Origin of the sequence: Saccharomonospora amisosensis (assembly GCF_011761185.1) — a bacterium.
GTDB lineage: Bacteria > Actinomycetota > Actinomycetes > Mycobacteriales > Pseudonocardiaceae > Saccharomonospora_A > Saccharomonospora_A amisosensis.
In genome coordinates, this window is the sequence record NZ_JAAOYM010000001.1 from 3,204,443 (window position 1) to 3,231,173 (window position 26,731).

Genomic DNA, 26,731 nt, shown 5'->3' on the forward strand with positions numbered 1-26,731 from the left:
CTACGCCGTACCCTCGACGCGGCGCTTGAGCTCCTTCAGCGCCGTATCCATGATCATTTTCTCCGCCTTGCGGCGCAGCAGCCCGATCATCGGCAGCATCAGCTCCACGGAGAGGGTGTAGGTGACCTTGGTGCGGTCGGCGCCGAGCGGCTCGAGCACATAGCGACCGTGCTGCGACTTCTGCATCTGCCCCTTCACCAGCCGCCAGCTCACCGACAGTCCGTCGTCGGCCCAGTCGTAGGCGAGGACGTAGACATCCTTGACGGGTCCGGAGTCCAGTGTGAACCGCACCTGCTCGGCTCGGCCGGCCTCGTCGGTTTCGAGGATCTCGGTCTCCCGGACCGCTTTGGCCCATTCCGGATAGGCGGGCAGGTCGGCTATGACGGCCATGATCTCCGCCGGTGGGGCGTTGACCTCGATGGACTGCGTGGACTGCTCGGCCATGGGCCTAGAGCGTAGCGGTCCGGCCGCTCACCAGCGCAGCACGTAGGGTCGCGTGGTGTGCTTGAAGTGCCCCACGTTGCGGCACTCCGTGCGCCCTGCCCTCGAACGTGCCGCCAGCGGCTGGTGCACGTGCCCGAACAGCGCCCACCTCGGCTGCTCGGCCGCGATCACGTCGAGCAGGGCGCGGGAGCCGATTTCGGGTCGGCGCGCCACCACGTCGTAGGTGAGATCAGGTATGGCGGGCGGGATATGACTGCACAACACGTCGATCCCGGAAATGCCGGCCACTGCCCGGTCGAAGTCCTCCCGCGTGCGCAGATACGGGCGCCAGACCGCGTTGCGTTTCGGCGTGACCCCGTCGGGTAACAGCGCGCCTCCCACGAACCCGAACCGCAGCCCGCCGATGTCCACCACTTCACCGTCGACGAGTCTGACGTCCGGCCCGCTGAACTCCGGCCACAACGCGGGGGCATCGACATTGCCGGGTATGGCGTAGGTCGGCGCGGTCATCGCGGCGAACAACTCCGCGTACTGTTCGCGCAGGGCCTCGTCGACGGCCCCGCTCGGATCGTCGAGGCCTGCCCACAGCGACCTGGCGAACGCCATGGTTTCCTCGCGCGAACCCTGCCTGCGCAGTTTGGCGAAGGTGCCGACGTTCTCCGCGCCGAACAACCGGCCCAGGATGCCGCCGCCGTGGTCGTGGTAGTCGACGAAATCGATGAGGTCACCGAGCACGATCAGCGCGTCGGCGCCGTCACCGGCGCGGGCGAGGGCCTCGGCGTTGCCATGCACGTCGGAGACCACGTGTACGCGCACGGTTTCCGATTTTACCGTGACTCCACCGTTTCGGGTGCCACCCCCGGTTCCCTGCCGTCCTCGAGTACGGTCTTGAGCTCCAGTGCGATGGCCTTGGCCGCCCTCGCCCTGCGATCGGCCTCCCCGCGCAGCAGCCGTGGCCGCCTGCGGTCCGGCGCGGTAGGTGTGGCCCGCAGGAAGTAGTGCAGCAGCGTGCCGTCGAGCACCGGCTCCAGCCACACCTCCATGGTGCCGACGAGGGCACCGCGCACGGTCCAGCGCAGGCCCTCCTCGCCCCGGTCGGTGTAAACTTCCAGCACAAGGTCCGGCCAGTACAGAGCCCACGAGCGGGGGTCGGCGAACACCGCCGCCACGGTGCTCGGTGGCACGGCGAGGAACGTCTCGTCGACTATGTCAAGCGCCGGCTCGAGCGCCGGTGCGTTCTCAGAACCTGACACGCAACGCAGAATGGCATGCTCGTCGATTGGTTACGCCCCTGGCATGGTCAACCGGTCGGCCAACGGCTAAGTTGACCGGCGAGTAACACCGGTCGAACACGGAGGTTCACGTGCGCGAGTACACCGCCCCTTCGGTGCAGGCGGTCGCCGAGGACGAGAACATGGCGGACGTCGTGTGGGTCAACGCCGAGCGGTTCGGCGACACCGTGAGTTTCCGTCGGCACCGGGACGGCTCCTGGTACGACGTGACCGCGAGGGAGTTCGCCGCCGAAGTGCTCGCCGTCGCCAAGGGCCTGATGACCTCGGGCATCGGCAAGGGCGACCGGGTCGGGCTGATGTCGAAGACCCGCTACGAGTGGACGCTGCTGGACTTCGCGATCTGGGCGGCGGGCGCGGTCAGCGTGCCGATCTACGAGACCTCCTCCGCCGAGCAGTTGCACTGGATCCTGTCCGACTCCGGCGCCAAGGCCGTGCTCGTCGAGACCGCCGAGCACGCGGCGACGCTGGAGGAGGTGCGTGGCAGGCTGCCGGAGCTGGACAACGCCTGGCAGATCGAGGGCGACAAGCCCGCCGTGAGCGCGCTGTCCTCGCTGGGGGCGGACCTGGCCGACGACCAGGTACACGAGCGCAGGCGCAGCGTGCGTGCCGCCGACCTGGCCACCATCGTCTACACCTCGGGCACCACCGGCAGGCCCAAGGGCGTCATGCTCACCCACCACAACCTGCTGGCCGAGGTGCGCGCCGACATCAACGCGTTCCCACAGCTCATGGGCGCGGGTAACTCGCTGCTGCTGTTCCTGCCGCTGGCCCACATCCTCGCAAGGGCGATCGCGCTGACGGCGTTCACGTCGAGGGCGACGCTGGGGCACACCCCCGACATCAAGGACCTTGTCGCCGACCTGGGCACCTTCCGCCCGACGTTCGTGGTGGCGGTGCCACGCGTGTTCGAGAAGGTCTACAACGGCGCCAAGCTCAAGGCCCATTCCGAGGGCAAGGGCAAGATCTTCGACGCGGCCGAGGCCACCGCCGTCGCCTACAGCCAGGCGAACGACAGCGGCGGTCCCGGGCTGGGACTTCGCCTCAAGCACGCGGTGTTCGACAAGCTCGTCTACACCAAACTGAGGGCGGCACTCGGCGGTCGGTGCATCGCGGCCGTGTCCGGTGGAGCGCCACTGGGTGCCAGGCTCGCGCACTTCTTCCGCGGTATCGGCGTGCCGGTTTTCGAGGGCTACGGGCTGACCGAGACCTCCGCCGCGGCCAACGTCAACACCGAGGGCGCGTTCAAGGTCGGCACGGTCGGCAGGCCGGTGGCGGGCACCTCGGTGCGGATCGCCGACGACGGCGAGGTGCTGCTGTCCGGCGACGTGGTGTTCTCCGGTTACTGGAACAACGAGCAGGCCACGGCCGAGGCGATTGAGGACGGCTGGTTCCGCACCGGTGACCTCGGCGAACTCGACGACGAGGGCTTCCTGAAGATCACCGGGCGGAAGAAGGAAATCATCGTCACCGCCGGTGGCAAGAACGTGGCGCCCTCGGTCCTGGAGGACACCCTCAAGGCGAACCCGCTGATCAGCCAGGCGATGGTGGTCGGTGACCAGCGGCCGTTCATCGCCGCACTGCTGACCGTCGACGAGGAGTTCTTCCCCACCTGGAAGTCGCAGCGGGGCAAGCCGGAAAGCGCGACCGTTTCCGAACTCGCCGACGACCCGGACCTGCTCGCGGACATGCAGGCCGCGGTGGACGAGGCGAACAAGCAGGTCTCGCAGGCGGAGTCGATCAGGAAGTTCACCATCCTCCCTCGCGACTTCACCGAGGCGGGCGGGGAGATCACGCCGAGCCTGAAGCTGAAGCGCAACGTGGTCAGCAAGAACCACGCGAACGCGATCGACTCGCTCTACACCCGGTAGTTCCCCCAGCCGAACCCGGCCGCGCCGACTCACCGCTCGGCGCGGCCGGAGTCATTCGGAATCCCGGCCGCCAGGCTCCTTGCCCTTGGGTAGCGTCGCCTCGATACCCGCGAGGAAACGCTCCAGCGCTCGTTCGAAGCGTTCCTCCTCGTCGAGGTGTAGGGAACCCGCCTCGGCGATCATGCGGGAGAGGTAGGGGTAGCGGCCGCTCTCGACGATCGACTCCACGTATGGCCCCATGGCGCGCTGCACCTCCTCCTGCGTGGCGCCCCCGAAGTAGGCGCGCGCGTCCAGCTCGGTGCGCACGTGCCCGTTGACCCACGTGTGCACCAGCGTGACGGTCTCGAGCATCTCGTCGATGTCGAGCCCGAGGCCGTCCACGATGGACATCGCTCGCTCGAAGCCTGCGAGCATGTTGGGACCCAGCGTCGGCCCACCCGACCACACCCGCAGCAGCCAAGGGTGCTCCAGCAGCGCCCTTCGCTGCCCGCGTGCCACGTCGCGAAGGTCCTGCCGCCAGTCACCGGTCAGCGGCGGCCAGTCCTGCCTGCCGAGCATCCGGTCGCTCATCAACTCGAACAGCGCGTCCTTGTTCTCGACATAGCGGTACAGGCTCATCGCCCCGGTGCCCAGCCGCGCCGCGACAGCACGCATGGTCACCGCGTCGAGCCCGTCGGCGTCGGCGATCTCGATCGCGGCGTCGGCGATCTGGTCCCGGTCGTAAGCCGGTGCCGGTCCGCGTGACCGCCGAGCAGGCAACCACACGCGGACCCGGGACAGCAGTGGCGAATCGCCGTTCGATGACACGTTCACCTCGAGCGAAAACTCGTTGCGTACATCGTACTCGGTTGAGTACCGTTTACCGCGTACATCGTACTCAGTCTAGGGGAATCCATGGGGACACAGGAGAGTGACACCGCGGACGCCGTGGTGGTCGCCGAGAACGTGCACAAAAGATTCGGACAGACCCATGCACTCGCGGGCCTCGACCTTACGGTGCCCGCCGGAGCCGTCTACGGCCTGCTGGGCCCCAACGGCGCGGGCAAGAGCACGGCGGTCCGGGTCTTCGCCACACTGACCAGGCCGGACGAAGGCAAGGTCACGGTCGCCGGACACGACGTGGTGCGCGAGTCCGCCTCGGTGCGCCGCAAGATCGGACTCGCAGGTCAGCACGCTGCGCTGGACGAACAGCTCACGGGCAGGGAGAACCTGCGCATCTTTGGCAGGCTGTTCCGGCTCGGCGCCGCCCGCGCCCGCAGCCGAGCCGACGAGTTGCTGGAACGGTTCGACCTCGCCCACGCCGCCGACCGGCTCGTCAAGACCTACTCCGGAGGTATGCGTCGCAGGCTGGACCTCATCTCCAGCCTCATCGTCTCGCCGACCGTGCTGTTCCTCGACGAGCCGACCACGGGACTCGACCCGCGCAGCCGCAACGAGATCTGGGACACCGTGCGGGAACTGGTGGCCGGGGGTACCACCGTGCTGCTGACCACGCAGTACCTGGACGAGGCCGACCAACTCGCACAACACATCGCGGTGATCGACACCGGCAAGGTCATCGCCTCGGGCACGCCCACCGAACTGAAGGCCAGGATCGGCGGGCGCATCGACGTCGTTGTCGCCGACACCACGGACCTCACCGAGGTGGCGCGGGCGCTCGCGGTGCTCGCCGACACCGGGGCACGGCCCGACATCGACGCTGACCGCAAACTCGTCAGCCTGCCCGTCGGCACCGACTCGCTCGCGCTGCCCGACATCGTGCGCCAACTCGACCAGGCGGGCATCAAGGCCGTCGACGTCGGAATCCGCCGCCCCACGCTCGATGAGGTGTTCCTGACCCTGACCGGCAAGCCCACCACCGACGCCGAGCCGGCGTCCGCGAACCGCGACGAGGAGACCATCCGATGACCGCACCCGCGCCAACCTCCCCGCTCGGGGGCGTACTCTCCGACGGGCTCACGATCATGAGCCGCAACCTGCTCAAGCTCAAGCACCAGCCGGGCCAGATCGCCGCGACGTTCGCCTTCCCGCTCATCTCGGTGATCCTGTTCGGCTACGTCTTCGGCAGCGCCATCCCGATCCCGGGCGGCGGCAACTACCGCGAGTACCTGATGCCCGGCCTGTTCGTCATGGGCACCGTGTTCGGCGTGATGGGCTCGCTCACCGTCATCGCCAAGGACAACGGGCTCGGCGTCATGGACCGCTACCGGTCGATGCCCATGGCACGCTCCGCGGTCCCGTTCGGACAGACTGCCTCCGACCTCACCGTGCACACCGGCAGCCTGCTGGTCATGGCGGGCTGCGGGCTGCTGTTCGGCTGGCGCGCGCACAACGGCGTCGCCGCGACACTCGCCGGATTCGGGCTGCTGCTACTGCTGTACTACGCCGTGTCCTGGGTGGGCGTGTTCCTCGGCTCGCTGGCTAAGAACGAGGAGACCGCCGCGCGGATCGGTCCGCTGGTCATGCCCATCACGATGATCTCCAACATCTTCGTTCCCACCGAGGGCATGCCCGCAGTACTGCGAACCATCGCCGACTGGAACCCGGTCAGCGCCGCCACCGTGGCCTGCCGCCAACTGTTCGGCAATCCGGGCCTGCCACATGGGGACCTGGCCTGGCCGCTCGCTCACCCGGTGCTGGCGACCCTTGGCTGGTCGGTGGTGCTGCTGGCGATCTTCGTCCCGCTGTCGATTCGCCGGTTCCGCACCGCGGGCCTGTGACGGCTTACTGGACCAGACGCACCCGCGGCGCCGGACTGTCCGACAGCGGTATCTGGAAGCGTTGCGCCAGGTACGAGGCGATGTCGTGGAACAGCGGCGCCGCGGTGCTGCCCTCGGGCAGGGTCGCGTCGGGCGCGTCCAGCCGGATGCCGACAACGAATCGAGGGTCATCGGCGGGCAGCATCCCCGCGAAGGTGATGTTGTACAGCCGGTTGCTGTAGGCCCCTGTGTTCGGGTCCACCTGCTGCCCGGTGCCGGTCTTACCCGCGATCTGGTAGCCCTCCAGCGCCGCCTCCGGCGCGGTGCCCCGATAGTCGTAGTCACCGTCCTGCGTGACCGCGCGCAGGATGTCCTTGACGGTGTCGGCGGTTTTCGGGCTGACCACCTGCGTCGTCGCCGGAGCGGGCTCCGGGATGCGCCTGCCGTCCGGCGTCACCTTGGCACGCACGATCCTCGGCTCCACGCGCTTGCCGTCGTTGGCGATGGCTTGGTACATGCTGGCCAGCTGCACCACGGTCATGGAAAGCCCCTGGCCGATCGGCAGGTTGCCGAACGTCGTGCCGGACCATTGCGCACGCGGCGGCACGTAACCGGGGCTTTCCCCCGGCAGCCCGATCCCCGTTCGCTTGCCGAGCCCGAACCGCCGCAGCATCTCCAGGTAGCGGTCGGGGCCCAACTCCTGAGCGAGCATCAGGGTGCCCACATTGGACGACTTGGCGAAGATGCCGGTGGTGGTGAACGGCTGCGTGCCGTGCGACCAGGCGTCGTGCACCGTGTGGTCGGAGATCTCGATGCTGCCCGGCACCTGCCGCACCGACTCCGGACCCGCGATGCCTGCCTCGATCGCCGCCGCGGCCGTGATGACCTTGTTCACCGAGCCGGGTTCGAACGGCGTCGTCACGGCCGCGTTGTTCATCAGTTTCGGCTGCAGCGTGGACTGATCGGTCGGGTCAAAGGTCTGGTCGGTGGCCAGCGCGTACACCTCACCGGTCCTGGCGTCCAGCACGACAGCGCTCGCGCCGCGCGCCCCCACGCGACCGGCGTAGTCTGCGAGGCGGCTCTGTACCTCGTACTGCACGTCGGAGTCGATGGTCAACTCCAGGTCGGAGCCGGGTACGGCCGGTTGCAGATCGCGTTCGGTACCGGGTATGACGACATCGGCACCCTGCGCGGTGTCCACGATCTGCCTGCCCGGTGTGCCCGCCAGGTCGTTGTCTCGCATGCTTTCCAAGCCGGACAGTCCGTGCAGGTTGTGCTTGGAAACGTCGGGGCTCTCCTGGCGCCAGTTCGCGTAGCCGACGATGTTGGAGGCGAGTTGACCGCCAGGGTAAACCCGCTTGGCCCGCTTCTCGTATCCGATCTCGGGATAGGTCTGCTTGATCAGCTCGGCGACCGACGGTTCGACGTCGTCGACGAGATAGGTGAAGCTCGCGTCCTTGTGGAAGGCTCGCAGCAACTCGCTCTCGGTTGTCAACTCCGGCACCTTGCCCGCGATGAACCTCGCGATCTCGGCGACGCGCGAGTCGTAGTCCTGTCCCGAGCCTGGATGCTCGCGCGCGAACTCGCTCCAGGTCTTGCGCATCAACCGCAGGTTCGCCCACAGCATCCGAGTCTCGATGCTGAATGCCAGGTCCGCACCGTTACGGTCCTTGATGGACCCGCGCTCTGCCGGGATGTCGATCGAAGTCGTGCGCTGCCGCTCAGCACGCGCTGACAACGCCTCCGCCTCGAAACCCTGCACGTGAACGAGCTTCACGCCAGCGGCCACGAGCAGCACCGCGAGGGCGATCCGCCCTGCGACGAAGCGACCGCGATAGTCGCGGTTACGCGCCGCGCCCCCTCTGCGCGCGCCCACCGGGTAGGTGCGCCGCGTGCCGCTGCCCGCTCGGGAGCGGCCGCTCGCGCCTGCCTTGCCTGGCATCAGTCCCCTCCGGTCATCCCCTGTCTCTACCCGGCCGAGGCGTGCGGCTCCCCCGCCGCCTGGGCCTGGTCATCGGCCTGCTGTTGCTGCACTCCCTGCTGCGTTGGCTGCTGGGCGGGCCGCGAAGGTGGCGGGGCCGAGGCCGAGGACGGCTCACCGACCACGACGACGGAGCCGTCCTGGCGTACCACCAGCCTCGCGGGGTTTCCGCCCGGCACCATCCCGAGTTGCCGGGCACGCTCGGCCAGCGACGACGGCGACTCCAGGTGGCTGACCTCACGCTGTAGCTGTTCGGAACGCTCTGCCAGACCCGCGTTCTCCTGGCGAAGCTGCTCCAGCCGGTAGGAGTCGGTGATGGCCTGGGTGGACAGCCACAGCGTCGCGGCCACGCCCGTCACCATCATCGCCATGAGCAGCAGCACGAAGGAGGTGCGGGAACGCGGCCAGCGCAGCAGCGGGATGCGGCTGCGCTGGGGGCTCGCCTCGGCCTCGCCCTCCGGCCGCGTGACCTTGGTGCGCTGAGCCTTGCGTGCGTAGGCGCGCTCGGCGGCCGACGTGCGCCGTTTCGCCGTCCCGGAGCCCGGCGTGTCAGGCGCCTTGGTGCCGGCCGTGGCATTGGGCCGCTGACGGGTGCGCGGGGCGGGCTGGTTACGGGTGCGAGCAGGTGCGGTCATCAGGCAGCCGCTCCAATCTTCTCGGCCGCGCGCAGCCGTACCGAGGCCGCGCGCGGGTTGCGCTCGATCTCCTCCTCGCTCGCCTTCTCGGCGCCGCGAGTCAACAACCGCAACTCGGGGCCGTGCCCCGGCAACTCCACCGGCAGCCCCTGCGGGGTCCGTGACGCCGCACGCCTGGCGAACTCCCGCTTGACGATGCGGTCCTCCAGCGAGTGGTAGGACTCCACAAGGATGCGGCCACCATCGGTGAGCAGATCGATCGCGGCGGGCAGCGCGGCACGCAACGTGTCCAGCTCCGCGTTGACCTCGATTCGCAGTGCCTGGAACGTGCGTTTCGCCGGATGCCCTCCGGTTCGCCTGCTCGGCGCGGGCACGGTGTCGTACAGCAATCGCACTAGCCGTTCGCTGCGGTCGAACGGCTCACGCTCGCGTTCGGCGACCACCGCCTTAGCGATCCGGTTCGCGAACCGCTCCTCGCCGTACTCGCGCAGCACCCGTGTCAGGTCCGCCACCGAGTAGGTGTTGAGCACATCCGCCGCGGTGAGCCCCGCCGCTGGGTCCATGCGCATGTCCAGCGGTGCGTCCCTCGCGTAGGCGAAGCCCCGCTCCTGCCTGTCCAGTTGCATCGACGAAACCCCCAGATCCATCAGCACGGCATCCACATGGGACAGTCCGAGTTCGGCGAGTACGTCGGGCATCCGGTCGTACACCGCGTGCACCAGTCGTACCCGGTCACCGTGGCGGGCGAGTCGCTCGCCAGAGCCGCGCAACGCCTCGCGGTCACGGTCGAGCCCGACGAGGCGAAGCGAAGGGTAGGCGGTGAGCAACGCGTCAGCGTGTCCGCCGAGACCGACGGTCGCGTCGACGAGTACCGGTTCGCGGCCGGTGAGCGCGGGCTCCAGCAACTCCAGCACGCGGTCGAGCAGCACGGGGACGTGTTCGTCGTTCCCGGTCACGGTCACACCCGGCCGGTGCTCACGTGCCGAACGTGGCCGGGGCTTGCCTTGCTCACGGTTCTCCATTCCCGCTGAGGCGCTGCGCCCGGCACCCGACGTGCCTCCAAGCCCGGATGTCCGTAGCGTGCTCAACGCCTCGCCTGTCTCCTGCGCCGTCCGCGCGACATCCCCCTCGACTCCAGGCGCGGGCCCGGTTGCCGGGAGGCGGATGCCGTCAGGTTGCGGACCTGATACCGGGGAAGGTGCATCAGGGCCGCAGCCTCACGGCATCCGGGGTGTGGAACCCGCGCCCCCGACAGCGCGGGTGCCGCCTCGGGCGCTAGAACACGCCTGGCAGGATCTCTTCCTGGGCCTTCGCGTAGCTGTCCTCGTGTTCTTCCAGGTAGCCCTCCCAAGCCTGGGCGTCCCAGATCTCCAACCTGGTGATCGCGCCGATCACCACGCACTCCTTGTTGAGCCCGGCGTAGCGCCGAAGCTCGGGCGCGATGGCGATACGCCCCTGGCCGTCCGGCCGTTGCTCGTCGGTTCCCGCGAACAGGTATCGCTGGTAGGCCCTCACCGATTCGTTGGTGAACGGGGCTTCCGCGACCTTGCGGGCCAACTGCTCGAACTCCGCGCGCGGAAAGACATAGAGGCAATGATCCTGTCCCTTGGTGATCATCAGCCCACCTGCCAGCGCGTCCCGGAACTTCGCAGGCAGCGTGAGCCGCCCCTTGTCGTCCAGCTTCGGGGTGTGGGTGCCGAGGAACACCGGCCACCACCTCCCCTACCGACCAGCGCCTGAACCCACGAGCCGGCCGTGGAATCCACCGAGATCGGCACGAGGCTCCCTTCCGCCCCACTGGCCACCACCGTACCCCACTTTCCACCACAGTCAACGGCAAAACGGCCCCATACGAGCGAAAGTCGCGGCGTTTTTGCTGGTCACAAGGGTGGGGCTGGAGTGGGGCGCCACACGGACATCGCCAGCGCGGGTGACACCGATGGCCACGAAAGAGGCGGCCCCGATCGCTCAGGCGGCGCATCCGGGCGCGCCGACAGGCCCAACCGGGGCAGCCGTGAAGGTACCGGGCACCGCCGGTGGGGCCCGGTGGGGAACCGCGGTGAGATCGCTACGGCAACTCGGCCAACCGAGCGGCGATTCGCTCGCGATCGGCCGGCGCCACGTTGACCCACTGCCTGCCCGCGCGGCCCTCGGTCGTCGTGCCCAGGTACGCACCGATGTCCGTGCTGAACCAACTCACCCCGCCGAGCCTGCGCGAACCGGCCTCCTCGCGAACACGCACGCTGAATTGCCCCGCCCCCAGTACCGGCCTCGCCTGGATGGCGAGGACTTCTCGAAGTTGCCGCTGCTGCGCGGCCGAGCGGCCGGACTCCGCGTCCCCGTACACCGGATCGTCGACCTCACCGTCCACACCGAACACCGAGGCGGGCAGGCTCACGCCAAGGCCGGGGCCCGGCGACAGCGGCGGCAGCACCCCCACGGCGGCGGCGAACACCTCGCTGCCGCCGCCGATCTCCGCCAGTGCGATGGTGCGGTTCGGTTGCACCGCCAGCACTCCACGACGACCGGTGGTGGCGGCGACGGCCCGCAGCGGCTCCTCCTGCTCCAGATCGAGCAACGCCTCACATTCGACATACACCGAAGAACGAGCGAGCACCCGCAGCCGCTCCCGCAACGCGGCATCGAGTTCACCGGCGTGGAACAGTCCGCGCTCGGCGAGGTTCTCGTAGACCGCGGCTCGGATGTCTCGCCGATCCGCTTCCGTAGCGCCGACGCTGCGCACCCGCAACGGCGCGGGCGGATCCCGGTACCCGAGATCGCTGTACAGGATGTCGAACGCCGATGCGGACACCCTGATCACATCGGACCCGAGCCTTCCGCGCCGAGGGGCGAAAGCGCCGTCAGTGGCGGCGGATCATCGAACGAAACCGCGGGCAACTCGTCGGCGAGCGCGCTGTCCCTTGCGTACATCACGTCGACGGCCTGTTGCCTGGCGGCCTCGGCCCGCTCTCGCTGTGCGGCCATCGCGTCGGACAACCCGACGAGCCGCCATACCTGTCCGCTGTTGGCCGCGGCCCGGATCATGCCCGCCGGGTCGTAGCCGACCGGCTCGGGCATCTCCGCCCTGGCTTTCGCGGCCACTTCCGCCTGCCTACCGACCGCCTCGCCGACGGTGGTCGCGGCCGCCGCCACTTCGGCCGACCACCGAGCAGCCCGGCCGAGTACGCCACGCAGGGCCTCGCCCGCCGGTCCCCGCCACGCCTCCTCACTCGCCGCCGAGGTCTGCTCCAATACATCGCCCGCGTCACGCAGCCTTGCGGCCAGGTCTGTCCATTCCCGACCGAGCTCGCCAGCGGCCGCGGGATCGCTGCCGGTCTCGACCTCCGCTCGCATGGCCTCGTGGCTGTAGGACTCGTAACGGCTCGCAGGGTGCGGCTTCTCGGTCATTTCAGCTCCGGTTCGATGAGTTCGGCCACTGTGGTCGCGCGTGCGCAGGCCCGCGCGGTGTCGCGGAAGTCGGCGCTGCTGACGTCGACATGCACGCTGCCGGACTCCCCCATGGCGAGCAGCACGGCACAGGTGCCGTCGTCGGCGCGTTCGTCGGCGACCAGCAGCGCCTCGCGCTGCCCGATCCGCAGGTCGCGCACCCGCCGCGGCGCCACTCGCAGGTCCGCCAGCCCTGCTCGCTCGTCGATGGTGATGGTGACGCCGTAACCGCCGGGTTCGGTGTAGTCGCATGCCCTCGCGTCACCGACGGTAGTCGGCGTCCCTACCTTCGTGAGTCCTGCGCTCGACCGCGCCGAAGGTGACAGCAGCGCGCACGGGTCGGCCGACGCGGTGCGACCGGCGGCCGAGGCCGTCGCTTCCGTGGCGTGCCGTCGGCCTTCGGCGTCCGCAGCGGCGTCCACGGAGGGCACGGAGGGCACCGAGGGCCCGGCACCGCTTCGTTGTAGCCCGCACGCCGAGGTCAGTAGCGGCAACGCAGCCAGCCCAAGCGCGATCCACACGGTTGGCCATCGCCGCATCCTTCAGCCGCCACCCCGGCAGTCCACCCCGTCGGCCGCGGCGTCGTCCTGCTCCTCGTAGCGCCGCATGGCCTCGCTGATTCCCAGCTTGAGGTCCTCCAACTCGCGACCGAACCTGGTCAGTGCCCGCACGACGGAATCCGGCGACCCGGCGTCGCCGAGGCCGTAGCGAGCCATGAACTCGCCGACCTGCCCCGCGTATCCGTCACCGAGTGGTACCGAGCGACCGAGCACCTTGGCCTGCCTGATCACCTGCCCGACGACGTCCTGCAACTGGCTGAGTCGCTGGAACGCGTCAGCCGCGAGCTCGGGCGAGACCGCGAACGCGTCGGCGGGAAGGACGCGGGTGGCCGTGTCGAGATCGGTCATCCCGTGCCTCTCTCTGCGGTAATCGACTGATTCCGCTGCGCAGCATAGGACAGCGGGCGGCGGTGACGGCACCGTCTCAGCCAGCTCACCTGAACGGGCTAGCGAAATCTGTGAGATGCTGCCGGTGACATTGAGTGATCAAGGGGTTGTCCCCAGCGAGTTCGCCCGCGTTTGACACACTGGATGGCAGGCTGGGCGGAAGGCGACACCAGCCCGACCCACGAACGAACGACCGTTCGTTACGTGTGCGAGGGCTTCGGCACCGGGAGGTCGTGTGACGTCGAGACCACAGTCCGCTGCTACCGCCGAGCGTGACGACCAGCAACGAACCACGCAGGTGCACTACCCGGCTGCCGGGCTCTACCCGGACAGCGGGGGTAACGGCCACGACCGCACCGCGGCACTCGACGAACTGCACGACACCGTGCGCCGCATCGCGGCGAATGTCGAGCGCGTTCTCGTCGGTAAGCCCGACGTCGTCCGGCTGGCGCTGGTGACGCTGCTCGCGGAGGGACACCTGCTGGTCGAAGACGTGCCGGGCGTCGGAAAGACCTCTTTGGCCAAGGCACTGGCTCGCTCCATCGACTGCACGGTCAGCCGGGTGCAGTTCACCCCCGACCTGCTGCCAAGCGACGTCACCGGAGTGTCGATCTTCAACCGGCAGAGTTCGGAGTTCGAGTTCCGCCCCGGCCCGGTGTTCGCGAACATCGTCGTGGGCGACGAGATCAACCGGGCCTCCCCCAAGACCCAGTCCGCGCTGCTGGAGTGCATGGAGGAACACCAGGTCACCGTCGACACCACGACGTATCACCTCGGCAGGCCCTTCATGGTCATCGCGACGCAGAACCCGATCGAGATGGAGGGCACCTACGCGCTGCCGGAGGCACAACGCGACAGGTTCACCGCCCGCGTGTCCATCGGCTACCCCGACCCGCAGGCCGAACTGGCGATGGTCGACGAGCACGCGGGCAGCAGGCCGCTCGACGAGCTGCGGCCGGTTTCCGACGGCCACACGGTGCAGCGACTCGTCGAGGCCGTCCGCGGGATGCACCTGGCTGCCGAGGTCCGCCAGTACGCCGTGGAACTGGTCTCGGCGACCCGGCAGGTTCCCGAGGTCCGGCTGGGCGCTTCGCCAAGGGCGACACTGCATCTGGTGCGCGCGGCGAAGGCACAGGCAGCGCTGTCCGGCAGGCAGTTCGTGGTGCCCGACGACCTGCACGCCGTGGCCGTGCCGGTGCTCGCGCACCGACTGGTGCTCACCACCGAAGCCCATGCGGCACGCCGCTCGGCCACCGATGTGGTTCGCGCGGTACTGCAACGCGTGCCCGTGCCACACGGTGGCAACGGGCAGCACCGGTAGCGCGGCGATGTTCCGGTCGCTGTCTGGCCTCACCACTCGCGGCCGCTGCCTACTCGCCGCAGGAGTCGCGGCGGCGGTGTGCGCCGCCGTGCTCAACGAACGCGACCTGCTGAGGGTCGCCGTGTTCGTCATCGCGTTACCGCTGTTCGTCGCGTTGCTCGCGTCGGCGTCGAAGGTGCGGATAGGGGCCACCCGGACAATGCTGCCCGAGCGGGTACCCGTCGGTGGCCACGGCGAGATCCAGCTCGACCTGTGGCGCACCGGCAGGCTTCCCGCGGGCGAGATCCTGCTCGAGGACGGCATCCCGTATGCCCTCGGCTCCCGCCCTCGGTTCGTTGTCGAGCGCCTGCCGCAGCACCGTTCGGTGCCACTGCGTTACCCGGTGCAGCCGACCCTGCGCGGCATCCACCGGGTCGGGCCACTTCGCGCGACCATCACCGACCCGTTCGGGCTGTGCGAGTTCGAGCGTGAGCTGATCTCGCACTCCAGGCTCGTCGTCGTACCACGTGTCGCCACACTCTGGGGCCAACCTGCCGGCGCCGGTATCGGCACCGACGACGACGGCAACATCCGGCTGCACGCGGGTCAGGGCGAGATCGATGTCGTCGTCCGGCAGTACCGGCAAGGTGACGACCTGCGCAAGGTGCACTGGCGTTCCACAGCCCGGCGGGACGAGATGATGGTGCGGGTCGAGGAGCGCCCGTGGCGGGGCGGCACCACCGTGTTGCTGGACCACCGCGCCGCCGCGCACCACGGCACCGGAGCCACGGCGAGCCTGGAATGGGCGGTCGAGTTCGCCGCGAGCGTGTGCCTGCATCTGTCCAACTCCGGCCACCATGTACGGCTGGTCAGCGAGCACGGCAGGCTGCTTGCCGAGGCTCAGGGGGGACCCACCAGGGACAGCCCCGTGCTGGACGCGCTCGCCGCACTACAGCCCGCCCACGAGCGCGACATCACCACCGGTTTCGATCCAGGACACGGCCAGGAACTCATCGCGGTGCTCGGCACGATCAGCAGCGACTCGGTGCACGAGCTGACCAAGTGCCGCCCGCGAGGTGCCCGCAGCCTCGCGGTGTTGCTCGACACTCCCGCATGGTCGGGCGCGATCAGCGCTCCCGAACATCGGAGCGCGGCCAGTGACGAGTCCGCGACGCTGCTTCGCGCCGCCGGGTGGGGGGTCGTCGTCGCTCACCCCGGCACACCGATGTCGCAGGTATGGGCGCAGTTGTGCCGTGAGGCCGCGCCCGGCGCCTCACTGATCGGCGGGGCGTCATGAGCGTCGGGACCTCCCGACCGGCCACCGACTCGCAGGCGCCACCCCGAGGGCAGGGCGCGGGCCCCATCGGCAACGGCGTGCTGACCCCGGCGATGGCCGGACTCGCCACCGTCGGCGCTGCGACCTCGCTGACCGGCGTCGTCCAGGGCGCGGCGTGGTTCGGCTACGTCATCGTCGTCACCGTGCTGGTGGGCTGCACCGGGTTGGCGCTACGGGCACTTCGACTGCCCTCCCCCGCGGTCGGGGGCGCGCAACTGCTCGTACTGCTGTTCCTGGTAACCGGCGCCTTCACGGGTAGCGGAATCCTCGCGATCATCCCAGGACCCGCCGCGCTTGGCGAGCTCGACGACGTGCTGAGCCAGGCGTTCGAGCAGATCAAAACCGGTCTTCCCCCGGTGGAGGCCAGTGCGCCGATCCTGTGCCTCGTGACCATCGCGATCGGGCTGGTCGCGATCCTGGTCGACACCCTCGCGGTCGCCGCGGCGGCTCCCGCCGCTACGGGGCTCGTGCTGCTGTGCGTCTACGCCGTCCCCTCCGCGCTGGCTGGTGAGCTGCTGCCCTGGTGGACGTTCGTGTTCGGCGCGGCGTCGTTCGCGGCACTGCTGGCCGCGGACGGCAGCCACCGGCACCGGAGCTGGCGCAACCGCACGGCACCCGGTACCTCGGCGTCGCCGGGCACCACGTCCGCGCCTGCGGCCGTCGTGGCCGCCTCGCTCGTCGTGGGCCTCGTCGCCGGTTCCACCGTGACGGCGATCGGCACCGAGGGCAGCCTGCCTGGCAGCGGCTCCGGTGCGCAGAACGTGCCGGGCGGGCTCGGCGTCAATCCGTTCACGTCGCTGCGCGGCATGCTGGACCAGGGCGAGACCGTGGAGTTGTTCCGGGTGCGTGGGCTGCGCGACGGCGAGCGCAAGCTGCTGCGGGCCTTCACGCTCGACACCTACCGCCCCAACGAGGGTTGGGGCCTTCCCGACGGCCCGATGCCCGCCGGGGTGCCCGCGAACGGCCCGCTGCCCGCGGCTCCCGGCGACGACGGCACCGGCGAGAGCAGGGAAATCCAGATCGAACCCGTGAACTGGTACGACCTGTGGCTTCCGGTGTACGGCTCGCCGCGCGGGCTGCGCGACGTCTCCGAGGGCTGGTACTACGACCGGACCAGCGGCGCGGTGTTCCGAGAACGCAGGCAACGTCCCGGTGCCTACGTCGAGGTGGCTTCGTTGCGGGAGCCCACCAAGGCAGCGCTACGGCAGGCTCCGCACGGCGCTCGCCAGGTACCGTCCACCTACACCGACCCTGGACGCCTCGACCCTCGGGTAACGGCGCTCGCGCGGCGGCTGACCAGCGGCCGGACCAACAACTTCGACAAGGCCGAGGCGATCTGGCGCTACTTCAGCGTGGAGAACGGCTTCGTGTACGACACGGCGACAGCCCCGGTGTCCGACAGCAACGCGCTCGCCGATTTCCTGCTCAACGGCAAACGCGGGTTCTGCGAGCAGTACGCCTCCTCCATGGCGGTGATGTTGCGGGCGGTCGGCATCCCGTCGCGCGTCGCGGTCGGCTTCACCACCGGCTACGACAACGGCAAATACCGCTCCATCACCTCGCAGGACGCGCACGCGTGGGTCGAGGTGTACTTCGGTGGGCACGGCTGGGTCAGTTTCGACCCGACACCCCTGTCGGACGGGCGAGGCTTCGTACCGCCCTACCTGCGACCCGACGACACGGCCGGTGACCCGGCCGAACAGCAAGGGCAGGACGTGCCCTCGATCTCCGCCCAGACCGAGGTACCGCAGGAACAGGCGCAGCAGGACACGGCACAGGACACCGCGGCCGCTGACACCGAGAGTGACGGCGCACCGCCGTGGTCCGGCTGGGGTGCGTTGCTGGCCGCGCTCGCCGCCGGGGCGGTGACGGCGGCTGCGCTGACGTTCGCACGCCGCGTGGGCCCGGCGGCGCGGCATCGCCAACCGGGACAGGGCATCCCTGCCTGGATGACACCGGTGGCCACGGGTCTGTGGCTGTTGTCGCTCGCACTGCTCGCCGTGTGGTGGCACTGGAGCATCGCCGTGGCGCTGCTGGCGGTGGCGACCGTGGTGGCGGGCCCGGCCGCGATCAGGCAGATACAGCGGCGACACCGGTTGCGCCAGATCGAGCAGCGGCTCCCGTCGGCGGCCGATGCAGCGTGGGACGAGCTGCTCGACGAGTGCACCGACCGGGGGGTCGAGATTCCCCGCACGGACACGGTCAGGAACGCCGCCCAGAAGGTGGCACAGCGGCACCGCCTGGACGACCAGGGCAAGAACGACCTGCGCACGGTGGTCAGCACCGTGGAACGCTCCTGGTACGGCCAGGGTGCGCGGGAAAGTGAAGCCGACCCGGAGCTCGCCCGCGCGTTCCAGGGACTGCGGGACAGCCTGGCGCGCACAGCGCCGATCTCGCTGCGCGCCAGGCTGCTACCGCGTTCGCTGCTGCGCCGCCGCCGTCCTCGCGGGAGTTGACGCGGCCGGCACCCTGACGCGTACCGGCCGACTCGACAAGGTCACCCGGTGAGCCAGGAGCGGGAGGCACCGTGACGGCAAAGGCAGGGTGTCCTTGAACGACACCCTGCCCGCGAAGCTGGCTGATCGGCCGAGGCGGCTAACGATCGTCGAACCGCTGGCGGAAGCGATCCTCCATGCGCTGCGTGAACGAGCTGCGCCGCGTCTGCTTGCGAGCGGCGCCACCGGCGCCTTTACCGTCCTTGGCCACCGGCTCACCCTGGGTTCGCATGGCAGTGACGGCGAGCAGCACTCCGAAGAACATCACCACGAACCCGAGCACGCTCACCAACGGGATCTCTGCGACCCGGAAGGGCACGACGACGCCCAGCACCAGCAAAGCGATGCCGACTACGAACAGGGCGATACCCTGCAGCCGCCGACGGCGTGTCGGGCGGTGCATCCTGGCGCCGCGTACGGTGGACGCGAACTTGGGGTCCTCGGCATAGAGCTCGCGCTCGATCTGTTCGAGCAGCCGCTGCTCATGCTCGGAGAGTGGCATCTTTCCTCCTCCGGCACAGCGTAATCTCCGACCCCTTGGTGGGCGCCGGACCGCGCATCGTCGTGGACCCAACGACCCCCCGATCGGGGTGTCCCCACCCAGGATACGAGGCGCGCGCGCCGACGACTACCCGATCTCGGTTCCAGCACGAAGAGATTTGTGGAGAACGACCCCTGCCGCGACAGCGAGCAGGACTTTCGCGACGAAGATCACCCCTCATCGGGTGACAGCAGCGAGGCAGGCCGCACCGCGGCCGCGCCGAACCTCGAGCGCGCGACGTCGGCGGCGACCTCCGCGTCCCGCCATCTCGGCTCGGGAGCATCGAAGGCGAGCTGCTCGCCAGCCGCGCCGTCGGTGAGCCCGTCCAGGCGCACGCCGATCAGCCGTACCGGCTGCGCACCATCCTGGGGTGCCGCCTCCTCGAGCAGCGAAACGGCGACGGCGTGGATCTCCCTGGCGACGTCCGTCGCGCCGGGGAGCGTGCGTGCCCTGGTGATGGTGCGGAAGTCGCCGAAGCGAACCTTGATCGACACGGTCCGTCCCCGCAGGCCCTTGACCCGCAGGGTGCTCGCCACCCGCTCCGACAGCAGCAGTAACCGCCTGACCAGCACGGCGCGGTCGTGCTGGTCGGCGGCGAAGGTGTGCTCGGCGCCGATCGACTTCTCCTCCGCCTGCGCGACCACGGGCCGCTGGTCGCGCCCATGCGCCAGCGCGTGCAGGTGTTCACCGGTCGCGACACCCAGCATCCGGCGCAGCCGCTCCAGCGGTGTCGCAGCGATGTCTGCGATGGTGTCCAGGCCGTGCCGCCGCAGGTTCTGCTCGGTCTTGGCGCCGACACCCCACAGCGCGGACACCGGAAGCGGGTGAAGAAACTCCAGCGTCCGTGCCACGGGGACCACCACCATGCCATCAGGCTTGGCCATGCCGGACGCCAGCTTGGCGACGAACTTCACCCCCGCCACCCCGACCGAGCAGGTGATGCCGTGCTCGGCGGCCACCCGCTCACGGATGTGCGCGCCGAGGGCCGCGGGCGTCGTGCGCAGCCGCCGCAGTGCACCGCTGACTTCGAGGAAGGCCTCGTCCAGGCTGAGTGGCTCCACCAGCGGCGTGAGTTCGCGAAAGATCGCCAGCACACCTCGGGAGACCTCGGCGTAGGCACCCCTTGTGGGCGGCAGGTGCACGGCCTGCGGGCACAGCCTGCGTGCCGCACCGACCGGCATCGCCGAGCGCACGCCGTAGCGCCGGGCAGGGTAGTTGGCCGACAGCACGACCGACCTCGGCCCTGTGCCTGCCACGATCACCGGACGGTCGGCCAACTCCGGCCGCGTCCTGAGCTCGACGGCCGCGAAGAAGGCGTCCATGTCGACGTGCAGCATCCCGCACCCGGTGTCGTCGGGCACGTTTCGCCCTTCGACCCGGAACCGCTGGAAACCGTCCGGCAGCGCCGCGTTCCTTCCCATCGCTGGTGAGCCTACGTGCCGCCACCGACGATATGGGGGTTCACGCGGGGCGGCGGGCCAGTGCGTGCAGTCGGCCGGCGATGTCGCGCAGCGGAGGGACAGCCGCCGCCTCGGCCTCGAACTCGGCCAGTTCGTGCTCCACCGATCCCAGCTGCGTAGAGGTTTCGGCGGCGGTTCCCACCGGCACGATGTCGGAGACCACCCCGTCGCCCTGGATGAGCACGACCTCCAGGCCCGCGCCCGCGAGCAGTCCGCGCAGGCCGTCGGTGTCCATTCGCCGCAGCAGCGTCTCGGAGTCGTGGGTGAGCACACCGTCCGGTTCGGCAAGCAGCCTGCGGGCCTCGTCGAGCCTGCCGGTGAGGGCCCGGTGCAGCACAGCGCCGTGCCGGTTGGCCACAAGCACCGAGACGGCTCCGCCAGGTGCCGTCACCTGAGCCAGTGCCGCCGCGACGGCGGCTGGGTCGTCGACCACCTCGAGCAGGCCGTGGGCGAGCACCAGATCGGCCGAGGCAGGTCGTACGTGCTCACCGAGGGCGTCGCAGTCGTCGGCCACCACCGTGATCCGGTCCACGACGCCGACCTCCGCTGCCCTGCGCTCGAGCGTGGCAAGCGCGTCGAGGTTGGGCTCGACCACGGTCACCAGGCAACCCTGCGAGGCCAACGGCACCGCCCACGACCCGCTGCCACCACCGACGTCGACCACTCTCGGTTGTTCCGCCCCGCGATCGCGGGCGGCACGCAGCTCAGCTTCCAGCACTGTCCGCACCGCCGCCGAGGTGTGCCCGGCCGAACTCTCCGTTCGCATGGACGGCAAGCCTAGTTGGGGTGGTCACACGTTCTCACGGTGACCGCACACGGCTACGCTCGCAGGCGTGCACACGGTCGCCGTACTGAGCCTCAAGGGAGGCGTCGGCAAAACGACGGTCGCTTTGGGGATCGCCTCCGCCGCCCTGCGCAGGGGAACCCGGACATTGGTGGGCGACCTCGACCCACAGGGCAACGCGACTGCCACGCTCGACCCGCCGTTGACCGACGCGACACTGGCCGACGTGCTGGAAACGCCCCGGCTGGCCGTTATCAACCGGGCCATCGCGGCGAGCAGCTGGAGCGACCGGCTGGACGTGCTCGTCGGAGCGGAGGAACTCGAGCTGCTGAACGAGCCGGGCCCGGACAGCCGCAGGATGGAGAACCTCGCCAGGGCACTGGACGAGCTGCGCGCCGCCCCGCGCGGCGAGCCCTACGAGCTCGCGATTCTGGATTGCCCACCGTCGTTGGGCAGGCTGACACGTTCGGCACTGATCGCGGCGGACGCCGCACTGCTGGTGACCGAACCCACGATGTACGCGGTGGCGGGCGCGCAGCGCGCGCTCGAGGCGATCGAGGCGGTGCGCGCCGAGCACAATCCCCGGCTGCGGCCCGCGGGGGTGCTGGTGAACCGGCTGCGCGTGCGTTCCTACGAGCACCAGTACCGCGTCGAGGAGCTGCGCGAGTCGTTCGGCAGGCTCGTCATGCCCACCGCGATCCCGGACCGGCTGGCCGTGCAGCAGGCACAGGGCGCGTGCACCCCGATCCACGAGTGGAACTCACCGGGCGCGCAGGAGATCGCCCTCACCTTCAACATGGTGCTCGCCAAGATCCTGCGCTCGAACCGGGCTGGCAGGCACCGGCTCAGCAGCGACGAGCCCGATGTGCCCTCCGACAACGAGACCACCTCCGAGTTCCCCGCCATCCGCGCGTTCGCCGAGCACGAGACCGGCTGAGCCGTGCCCGAGGGTGACACCGTCTTCCTCACCGGGGCGATCCTGCGACGCGCGCTGGTGGGAAGGCGGCTCACGCGCACCGACTTCAGGCACCCCGCACTGGCCACGGTCGACCTCGCGGGCACGGAGGTCAGCGCCGTTCGCACGGTGGGCAAGCACCTGTTCGTCCGGTTCTCCTGCGAGTTGAGCCTGCACAGCCACCTGCGTATGGACGGCTCGTGGCGGGTGTTTCGCCCAGCACAGCGCTGGACCATGCCCGCGCACCAGGCGCGGGTGGTTCTTCAACACCCGCAGGCCGAGGTCGTCGGCTTTCGATTGCACGACCTCGAACTGCTCGCGACCGGTGAGGAGTCACGGCTTGTCGGCCACCTCGGTCCTGATCTGCTAGACCCGCACTGGTCAGCCGAGCAGGCCGAAGCCGCCGAACGGGCACTGGCGCGGCAGCCCCGCGAGCAGATCGGGACCGCCTTGCTGGACCAGCGGGTGATGGCTGGCATCGGCAACGTCTACAAGACCGAGATCTGCTTCCTGCTCGGGGTTTCGCCGTGGACGCCGGTGGCCGAGGTCGACCCGGCCCGGGCCGTGGCGCTGGCCAGGAGGTTGCTGTCCGCCAATGCGTCGCGGCCACAGCGCAGCACCACTGGCGAAATGGCGGTGGGCCGGCGGACCTGGGTGTACGAACGGACCCGTCAGGGCTGCCTTCGCTGCGGCGGCCCGGTACGCGTCGCCTCGCAGGGAGCGGGTGTGTTCGCGCGACCGACGTGGTTCTGTCCCCGGTGTCAGCCGGGTCCTTTCCCCGGTCAGCCATCCGACGCCGGAAAATGACGTTGCCGCCCACCTCGCCGTTGGCATAGCGTTGCGGTACACGAGAAAGGAGGTGGTCCTAAGTTGAATAGCTACAGGACTCGTGAGGTGGCTGTCCGCTGACAGTCAGCACATGGACCACTCCAGTGGCGTGTGTCTGTCGGTGAATACCAGGCAGTCACCGGCCCCCTGACGCTCCCGAGAGCCGGTCCGACTCGGGCCGTGAACGGCTGACGACGGTCACGGAGTCGCGTCGGGGGTCTTCTCATTTCCGCTGCCGGGTACGGCAGCATTAGCTCGTGTTGTTCGACAGGATCCTCCGCCCCGCGCTGTACCGGCTCGGTGGCGGTGACGCCGAGACGGTTCACGATCGCACCGTGCGTGTGCTGGCGCGGGCCGCGGCCCTGCCGCCGGTGCTCACGGCGCTGCACCGTCGCTACGGCGTCGACGCGCCAGTGAGCATGTTCGGGCTGCGCTTCCCCAACCGGGTCGGCCTCGCCGCCGGAATGGACAAGGACGGTCGCGCGCTCGCGGCGTGGCCCGCACTCGGCTTCGGCTTCGTCGAGGTCGGCACTGTCACCAAGCTGGCGCAACCGGGCAACCCGCGACCCCGGCTGTTCACGCTGCCGCGCAGCGAGGCCGTCATCAACCGGATGGGCTTCAACAACGCGGGCGCCGAGGCGCTGGCACGGCAGCTCGCGGCCCACGGCAAACCCGCTGTGCCGCTGGGCGTCAGCATCGGCAAATCGAAGGTGACACCACTGCAGGACGCGGTCGCCGACTACTGCTCCTCGCTGACGACGCTGTACCCCTACGCCGACTACTTCGCCGTCAACGTCAGCTCGCCCAACACACCTGGGCTTCGCTCGCTGCAGGACCGGACCGCCCTTACCGAACTGCTCGAGCGGTTGCACGACACGACGGTGGGTCTGGCAGGCGCTGCCGGTCGCGCACCGACACCACTGCTTGTCAAGGTCTCCCCCGACCTGACCGACAACGCGCTCGCCGAACTACTGGAAGTCTGCCTCGAGCACCACGTGGCCGGGATCGTCGCCACCAACACCACGCTGGGCAGGAGCGGCATCGTGGCGGAGGAGAAGCACGTCGCGGAGCAGCGAGGAGGCCTTTCGGGGCGGCCGCTGACCGAACGCGCAAGGGCAGTGGTGCGCTTCGTACATACCGAGGCGGGCGATCGGCTTCCGGTGATCGGTGTCGGCGGCATCGTCAGCCCTGACGATGCCGAGCGGATGATCGACGCGGGAGCCGGCCTCGTGCAGCTCTACACCGGATTCGCGCTGCACGGTCCCGGCCTCGTACTGCGGGTCAATCGGGCGTTGGCGGCTCGACATGGCGTTGCGTGCTGAGATGTCGCAGGTAGGCGCGCCAGCAGCCGAACGAGGTCACGTCGGTGCCCTCGGCGGCTGCCGGTTCGCACAGGATGCCCGTGACCGTCCTGCCGTCGGCAAGCTCGACCCCGCCGAGCGTGAGCGGAGCCGGTAGCCGGGTGGCGAAGCCGCTAAGAGCGGCGGGCGAGATCAGCCAGCGCTCGCCGAGCAACCGGGCGCCGTCCTCGGCGGCGAACACACCCGCCTTCGGAGAGCCGCCCGGCAAGGCGATCATGCGGTAGCGCTGGGCGGTTTCGACGAGTCCCGCGAAGCGCGCACCGAACCGGGCCAGCTCACCGTTGTCCGGTTGGCCGCGCAGGTAGGCGCCGAACGCGATCAGCTCCACCCCGACGGCGGGATAGGGCGTGGCGGCGTTGGCACTGGTGAGCAGCGCGGCGATGTCGATGGCTACCTGGTCGTCGAAGGCCTTGGCCAGCACGCCCAGGCCGGAAGGACCGCCCGGCAGCACCACGACGGCCGCGTCCAGCCGTGCCGCGAACTCCGCAAGGGCGGGTCTCGTGCCCGCACCCGGCAACAGCAGCGCGTCGTTTCCCAGCAGCGTCGCGGCGTACCCGGCACGGACGTCGAGCATGTCCCGCAGCCGCACCGGGTTGACGACCGCGCCGGTGGCTCGCAGCGTGTCCACGGTGGCGGCCAGGCTGGCTCGCGACTCGGCTGTCAGCTTGGCCAGGTCCGGCTCGCCAGGCACGGCCACCGAAGGGTGCTCCCCCGCCGCCAGCCGCACCGACGCGGGCCAATCCCTGCCTTCGGGGTCGGAGGCATCAGGCCCGGTGAGGGCGGCGGCCACGCGCTGGGCGACGTCGATGTCCCTGGCGAGCACCGTCATCGCCGACATCAACGGCACCAGCCCGCGCGTCGGCATGAACGCCACGAGATCTCCACAGTACCGGGGCAGCGCCCCGGCGACCACGGCGTCGACGGTTTCCAGCGTCGGCACCCGGCCGGGCGGCTCGTTAGCGGTGGTACCGAGCACCACGGCACCCGCCCGCACCAAACGTTGACAGAACAGCGGGATGTCGGGCGCGGCAACGGCCACGCCCGCCAGTGGCGGCTCCTCGCCGGTACGCACTCGCTCGTCGACCGCCTTGGCCTCGATCAGGGTGTCTTCCCGGGAACGGACCGTTAGCCACGGTTCCGGCCTGCCCGCGCGAGCGAGGCCGTCGTAGGCCGCGACGACGCGCTGGTACGAACTGACCGGCGGGATCGGGACGGTGTCTTCGTCGATGGGAAACGGATTCACGCGCCTGTCCTTTCCGCCTGTGACAGTGCTCGTCGGGGTACCCCTCGACCCGGTTCAACCAACCGGGATAACCCGTGTACCTCGATTCAAGGCTAGAAACCGCGTGTACCCGAAACGGTATCCGTGAGGTTACTTACGAGTCTCGCACTGTTACAGCACCACGACTCAGTGCAGCGGGAGGCTCAGGAGGACAGATCGCGCAGCGCCAGTGCCAGACCGGCCAGGCGGTCGGTGGCGTCGGTGAGACCCTCCTTGGCCTGCGACACGCCGCCACTGCTCGCCGCGACCGCCCTGCCTGCCGCGGCCACGAGTGTGCCGTAGCCGTCAAGGCCGTCGTCGAGTTGTGCACGTAGCGTGCTCACGGCCGAGTCGAGTTCGGCCCGCTCGGCGGCGGGCGCGGATTCTCGGGCACGTTCGATGGACTGCACCCGCGCGGCCAACGCACGTAGCGCCTTGGCGGCTTCGTCGGCCGTGGCGCGGGCGTCCTGCACCGACAGCTCCGGTACGGCCGCGGCCACGCCGTGCGGCGGCGTTGTGAGCTGCTTGAGCAGTTCTGCGAGCGAGGCCTCGCTCTCGGCGAGCCGCTCCATCGGCTCCCGTGCGGCGGAACCGAGCGGGGGCAGTTTCTGTGGCTGCGGGCTCTGCGGCAACTCCGTGCGGTTGAGCCGCACCAGCCGGGTGCCCGAGCGGACGGCGAGGGCTCCGAACAACACCATGGCTATGATGCCGCCGAAGGCACCTTCCAGGCCGGTCTGGCCACCCACGATTCCGGCGTAGCCACCGGCCGCGTAGAGCACGCTCAGCAGCACGAGCACGACCCACAGGGTCAGCGCGCGCGAGGTGCGCCGCTTGCGGCGCTGCAGCCTTGCCGCGGGCTCGTTCCAGCGGGTCCACTTGTCTCGGATCTCCGAGACCACCGCCAGTTCGGAGGAAAAGGGGGGCTGGCCGCCGGGCCTGCTCGCCTGTTCACCCTGCTGCCCTTGCCAGGCTGGTGGGACGTACTTCTGCAGTTTGTCCTGTGCTCGCTGCCGGACCGGGTCGGGCAGGCGCCGTAGTTGCCGTTCGAGCTTCGCGTTCAACTCGCTGAAGTCACGCTTGTTCGACGCCATGGTTGC

26 protein-coding genes are annotated in these 26,731 nt (G+C 69.7%); 9 read left to right on the forward strand and 17 right to left on the reverse strand.

Annotated elements, in window-relative coordinates; translation table 11 throughout:
- From FHU38_RS15530 to FHU38_RS27425, 3 genes are read right to left on the reverse strand one after another with little or no spacing between them, the layout of a single operon-like run.
- On the reverse strand, window positions 1-444 hold the full coding sequence (locus FHU38_RS15530) for an SRPBCC family protein (protein WP_167172044.1): 444 nt from the start codon (window positions 442-444) through the stop codon (window positions 1-3).
- A 27-nt stretch (window positions 445-471) separates the two neighbouring features.
- Window positions 472-1,260 carry a metallophosphoesterase family protein gene (locus FHU38_RS15535; RefSeq protein WP_167172047.1) on the reverse strand — a complete coding sequence of 263 codons (789 nt, stop codon included), beginning with the start codon at window positions 1,258-1,260 and terminating at the stop codon, window positions 472-474.
- 11 nt (window positions 1,261-1,271) lie between these two features.
- Window positions 1,272-1,697, reverse strand: a complete 426-nt coding sequence (locus FHU38_RS27425; RefSeq protein WP_167172050.1) for a polyketide cyclase / dehydrase and lipid transport — start codon at window positions 1,695-1,697, stop codon at window positions 1,272-1,274.
- Between the two features lie 110 nt (window positions 1,698-1,807).
- On the opposite strand from FHU38_RS27425, the gene FHU38_RS15545 reads away from it, so the two are divergent.
- Window positions 1,808-3,604, forward strand: a complete 1,797-nt coding sequence (locus FHU38_RS15545; RefSeq protein ID WP_167172053.1) for an AMP-dependent synthetase/ligase — start codon at window positions 1,808-1,810, stop codon at window positions 3,602-3,604.
- 51 nt (window positions 3,605-3,655) lie between these two features.
- On the opposite strand, the gene FHU38_RS15550 is transcribed toward FHU38_RS15545, so the two are convergent.
- The gene (locus tag FHU38_RS15550; RefSeq protein WP_313886791.1) at window positions 3,656-4,417 is read right to left on the reverse strand and encodes a TetR/AcrR family transcriptional regulator; all 762 of its coding nucleotides are present in this window, start codon (window positions 4,415-4,417) and stop codon (window positions 3,656-3,658) included.
- Between the two features lie 81 nt (window positions 4,418-4,498).
- Between FHU38_RS15550 and FHU38_RS15555 the strand changes: the two genes are divergently transcribed.
- Together FHU38_RS15555 and FHU38_RS15560 are read left to right on the forward strand one after the other, a co-directional pair.
- Window positions 4,499-5,512 (forward strand): ATP-binding cassette domain-containing protein, encoded by a 1,014-nt coding sequence (locus tag FHU38_RS15555; RefSeq protein ID WP_167172055.1) that lies wholly within the window; start codon window positions 4,499-4,501, stop codon window positions 5,510-5,512.
- Entirely contained in the window at window positions 5,509-6,324 is an 816-nt protein-coding gene (locus tag FHU38_RS15560) for an ABC transporter permease (protein ID WP_167172058.1), read from the forward strand. The genes FHU38_RS15555 and FHU38_RS15560 overlap by 4 nt, the downstream gene beginning before the upstream one ends.
- 4 nt (window positions 6,325-6,328) lie before the next feature.
- Here FHU38_RS15560 and FHU38_RS15565 read toward each other — a convergent pair whose 3' ends face one another.
- The 8 genes from FHU38_RS15565 to FHU38_RS15600 all read right to left on the reverse strand — a co-directional run bounded on the left by FHU38_RS15565 (window position 6,329) and on the right by FHU38_RS15600 (window position 13,274).
- Window positions 6,329-8,245: a peptidoglycan D,D-transpeptidase FtsI family protein gene (locus FHU38_RS15565; RefSeq protein WP_167172062.1), complete on the reverse strand. Its 1,917-nt coding sequence runs from the start codon at window positions 8,243-8,245 to the stop codon at window positions 6,329-6,331.
- Window positions 8,246-8,271: 26 nt separating this feature from the next.
- Window positions 8,272-8,919 (reverse strand): septum formation initiator family protein, encoded by a 648-nt coding sequence (locus tag FHU38_RS15570; protein ID WP_167172064.1) that lies wholly within the window; start codon window positions 8,917-8,919, stop codon window positions 8,272-8,274.
- Entirely contained in the window at window positions 8,919-9,875 is a 957-nt protein-coding gene (gene rsmH, locus FHU38_RS15575; RefSeq protein WP_313886792.1) for a 16S rRNA (cytosine(1402)-N(4))-methyltransferase RsmH, read from the reverse strand. The genes FHU38_RS15570 and rsmH overlap by 1 nt, the downstream gene beginning before the upstream one ends.
- Before the next feature lie 319 nt (window positions 9,876-10,194).
- Window positions 10,195-10,626: a division/cell wall cluster transcriptional repressor MraZ gene (mraZ, locus tag FHU38_RS15580; protein WP_009153812.1), complete on the reverse strand. Its 432-nt coding sequence runs from the start codon at window positions 10,624-10,626 to the stop codon at window positions 10,195-10,197.
- A gap of 361 nt (window positions 10,627-10,987) precedes the next feature.
- The gene (locus FHU38_RS15585) at window positions 10,988-11,740 is read right to left on the reverse strand and encodes an ESX secretion-associated protein EspG (RefSeq protein WP_167172067.1); all 753 of its coding nucleotides are present in this window, start codon (window positions 11,738-11,740) and stop codon (window positions 10,988-10,990) included.
- Window positions 11,737-12,327: a PE-PGRS family protein gene (locus FHU38_RS15590; RefSeq protein WP_167172069.1), complete on the reverse strand. Its 591-nt coding sequence runs from the start codon at window positions 12,325-12,327 to the stop codon at window positions 11,737-11,739. The genes FHU38_RS15585 and FHU38_RS15590 overlap by 4 nt, the downstream gene beginning before the upstream one ends.
- Window positions 12,324-12,905, reverse strand: a complete 582-nt coding sequence (locus tag FHU38_RS15595) for a DUF3558 family protein (protein ID WP_243852266.1) — start codon at window positions 12,903-12,905, stop codon at window positions 12,324-12,326. Before FHU38_RS15595 ends, FHU38_RS15590 begins: the two co-directional genes overlap by 4 nt.
- Window positions 12,906-12,908: 3 nt before the next feature.
- Window positions 12,909-13,274, reverse strand: a complete 366-nt coding sequence (locus tag FHU38_RS15600; RefSeq protein WP_167172072.1) for a hypothetical protein — start codon at window positions 13,272-13,274, stop codon at window positions 12,909-12,911.
- Window positions 13,275-13,548: 274 nt separating this feature from the next.
- Here FHU38_RS15600 and FHU38_RS15605 point away from each other — a divergent pair, with 274 nt between their 5' ends.
- From FHU38_RS15605 to FHU38_RS15615, 3 genes are read left to right on the forward strand one after another with little or no spacing between them, the layout of a single operon-like run.
- On the forward strand, window positions 13,549-14,634 hold the full coding sequence (locus tag FHU38_RS15605) for an AAA family ATPase (RefSeq protein ID WP_167172075.1): 1,086 nt from the start codon (window positions 13,549-13,551) through the stop codon (window positions 14,632-14,634).
- 7 nt (window positions 14,635-14,641) lie between these two features.
- Window positions 14,642-15,910 (forward strand): DUF58 domain-containing protein, encoded by a 1,269-nt coding sequence (locus tag FHU38_RS15610; RefSeq protein WP_167176129.1) that lies wholly within the window; start codon window positions 14,642-14,644, stop codon window positions 15,908-15,910.
- The gene (locus FHU38_RS15615; RefSeq protein WP_167172078.1) at window positions 15,907-18,405 is read left to right on the forward strand and encodes a transglutaminase family protein; all 2,499 of its coding nucleotides are present in this window, start codon (window positions 15,907-15,909) and stop codon (window positions 18,403-18,405) included. Before FHU38_RS15610 ends, FHU38_RS15615 begins: the two co-directional genes overlap by 4 nt.
- A gap of 139 nt (window positions 18,406-18,544) precedes the next feature.
- Here FHU38_RS15615 and FHU38_RS15620 read toward each other — a convergent pair whose 3' ends face one another.
- The 3 genes from FHU38_RS15620 to FHU38_RS15630 form a co-directional block, all read right to left on the reverse strand.
- A complete protein-coding gene (locus tag FHU38_RS15620; protein ID WP_167172081.1) occupies window positions 18,545-18,946 on the reverse strand; it encodes a DUF3040 domain-containing protein in 402 nt (133 codons plus the stop codon).
- Between the two features lie 209 nt (window positions 18,947-19,155).
- On the reverse strand, window positions 19,156-20,406 hold the full coding sequence (gene dinB / locus FHU38_RS15625) for a DNA polymerase IV (RefSeq protein ID WP_167172084.1): 1,251 nt from the start codon (window positions 20,404-20,406) through the stop codon (window positions 19,156-19,158).
- Window positions 20,407-20,446: 40 nt separating this feature from the next.
- Window positions 20,447-21,211 (reverse strand): class I SAM-dependent methyltransferase, encoded by a 765-nt coding sequence (locus FHU38_RS15630; protein WP_167172087.1) that lies wholly within the window; start codon window positions 21,209-21,211, stop codon window positions 20,447-20,449.
- Between the two features lie 67 nt (window positions 21,212-21,278).
- Here FHU38_RS15630 and FHU38_RS15635 point away from each other — a divergent pair, with 67 nt between their 5' ends.
- The 3 genes from FHU38_RS15635 (at window position 21,279) to FHU38_RS15645 (ending at window position 24,334) form a co-directional block, all read left to right on the forward strand.
- Window positions 21,279-22,166, forward strand: a complete 888-nt coding sequence (locus FHU38_RS15635) for a ParA family protein (RefSeq protein ID WP_167172090.1) — start codon at window positions 21,279-21,281, stop codon at window positions 22,164-22,166.
- Window positions 22,167-22,169: 3 nt separating this feature from the next.
- Window positions 22,170-22,991, forward strand: coding sequence for an Fpg/Nei family DNA glycosylase (locus FHU38_RS15640; protein ID WP_167172093.1), 822 nt, complete (start codon window positions 22,170-22,172; stop codon window positions 22,989-22,991).
- A 278-nt stretch (window positions 22,992-23,269) separates the two neighbouring features.
- Window positions 23,270-24,334, forward strand: a complete 1,065-nt coding sequence (locus FHU38_RS15645) for a quinone-dependent dihydroorotate dehydrogenase (protein ID WP_167172097.1) — start codon at window positions 23,270-23,272, stop codon at window positions 24,332-24,334.
- Here the strand turns inward: FHU38_RS15645 and FHU38_RS15650 are convergent.
- Window positions 24,294-25,616 (reverse strand): allophanate hydrolase-related protein, encoded by a 1,323-nt coding sequence (locus FHU38_RS15650; protein WP_167172100.1) that lies wholly within the window; start codon window positions 25,614-25,616, stop codon window positions 24,294-24,296. The two genes, FHU38_RS15645 and FHU38_RS15650, sit on opposite strands and share 41 nt — an antisense overlap.
- Before the next feature lie 182 nt (window positions 25,617-25,798).
- Window positions 25,799-26,725 carry a phage shock envelope stress response protein PspM gene (gene pspM, locus FHU38_RS15655; RefSeq protein WP_167172103.1) on the reverse strand — a complete coding sequence of 309 codons (927 nt, stop codon included), beginning with the start codon at window positions 26,723-26,725 and terminating at the stop codon, window positions 25,799-25,801.
- Between the last annotated feature and the right edge of the window lie 6 nt (window positions 26,726-26,731).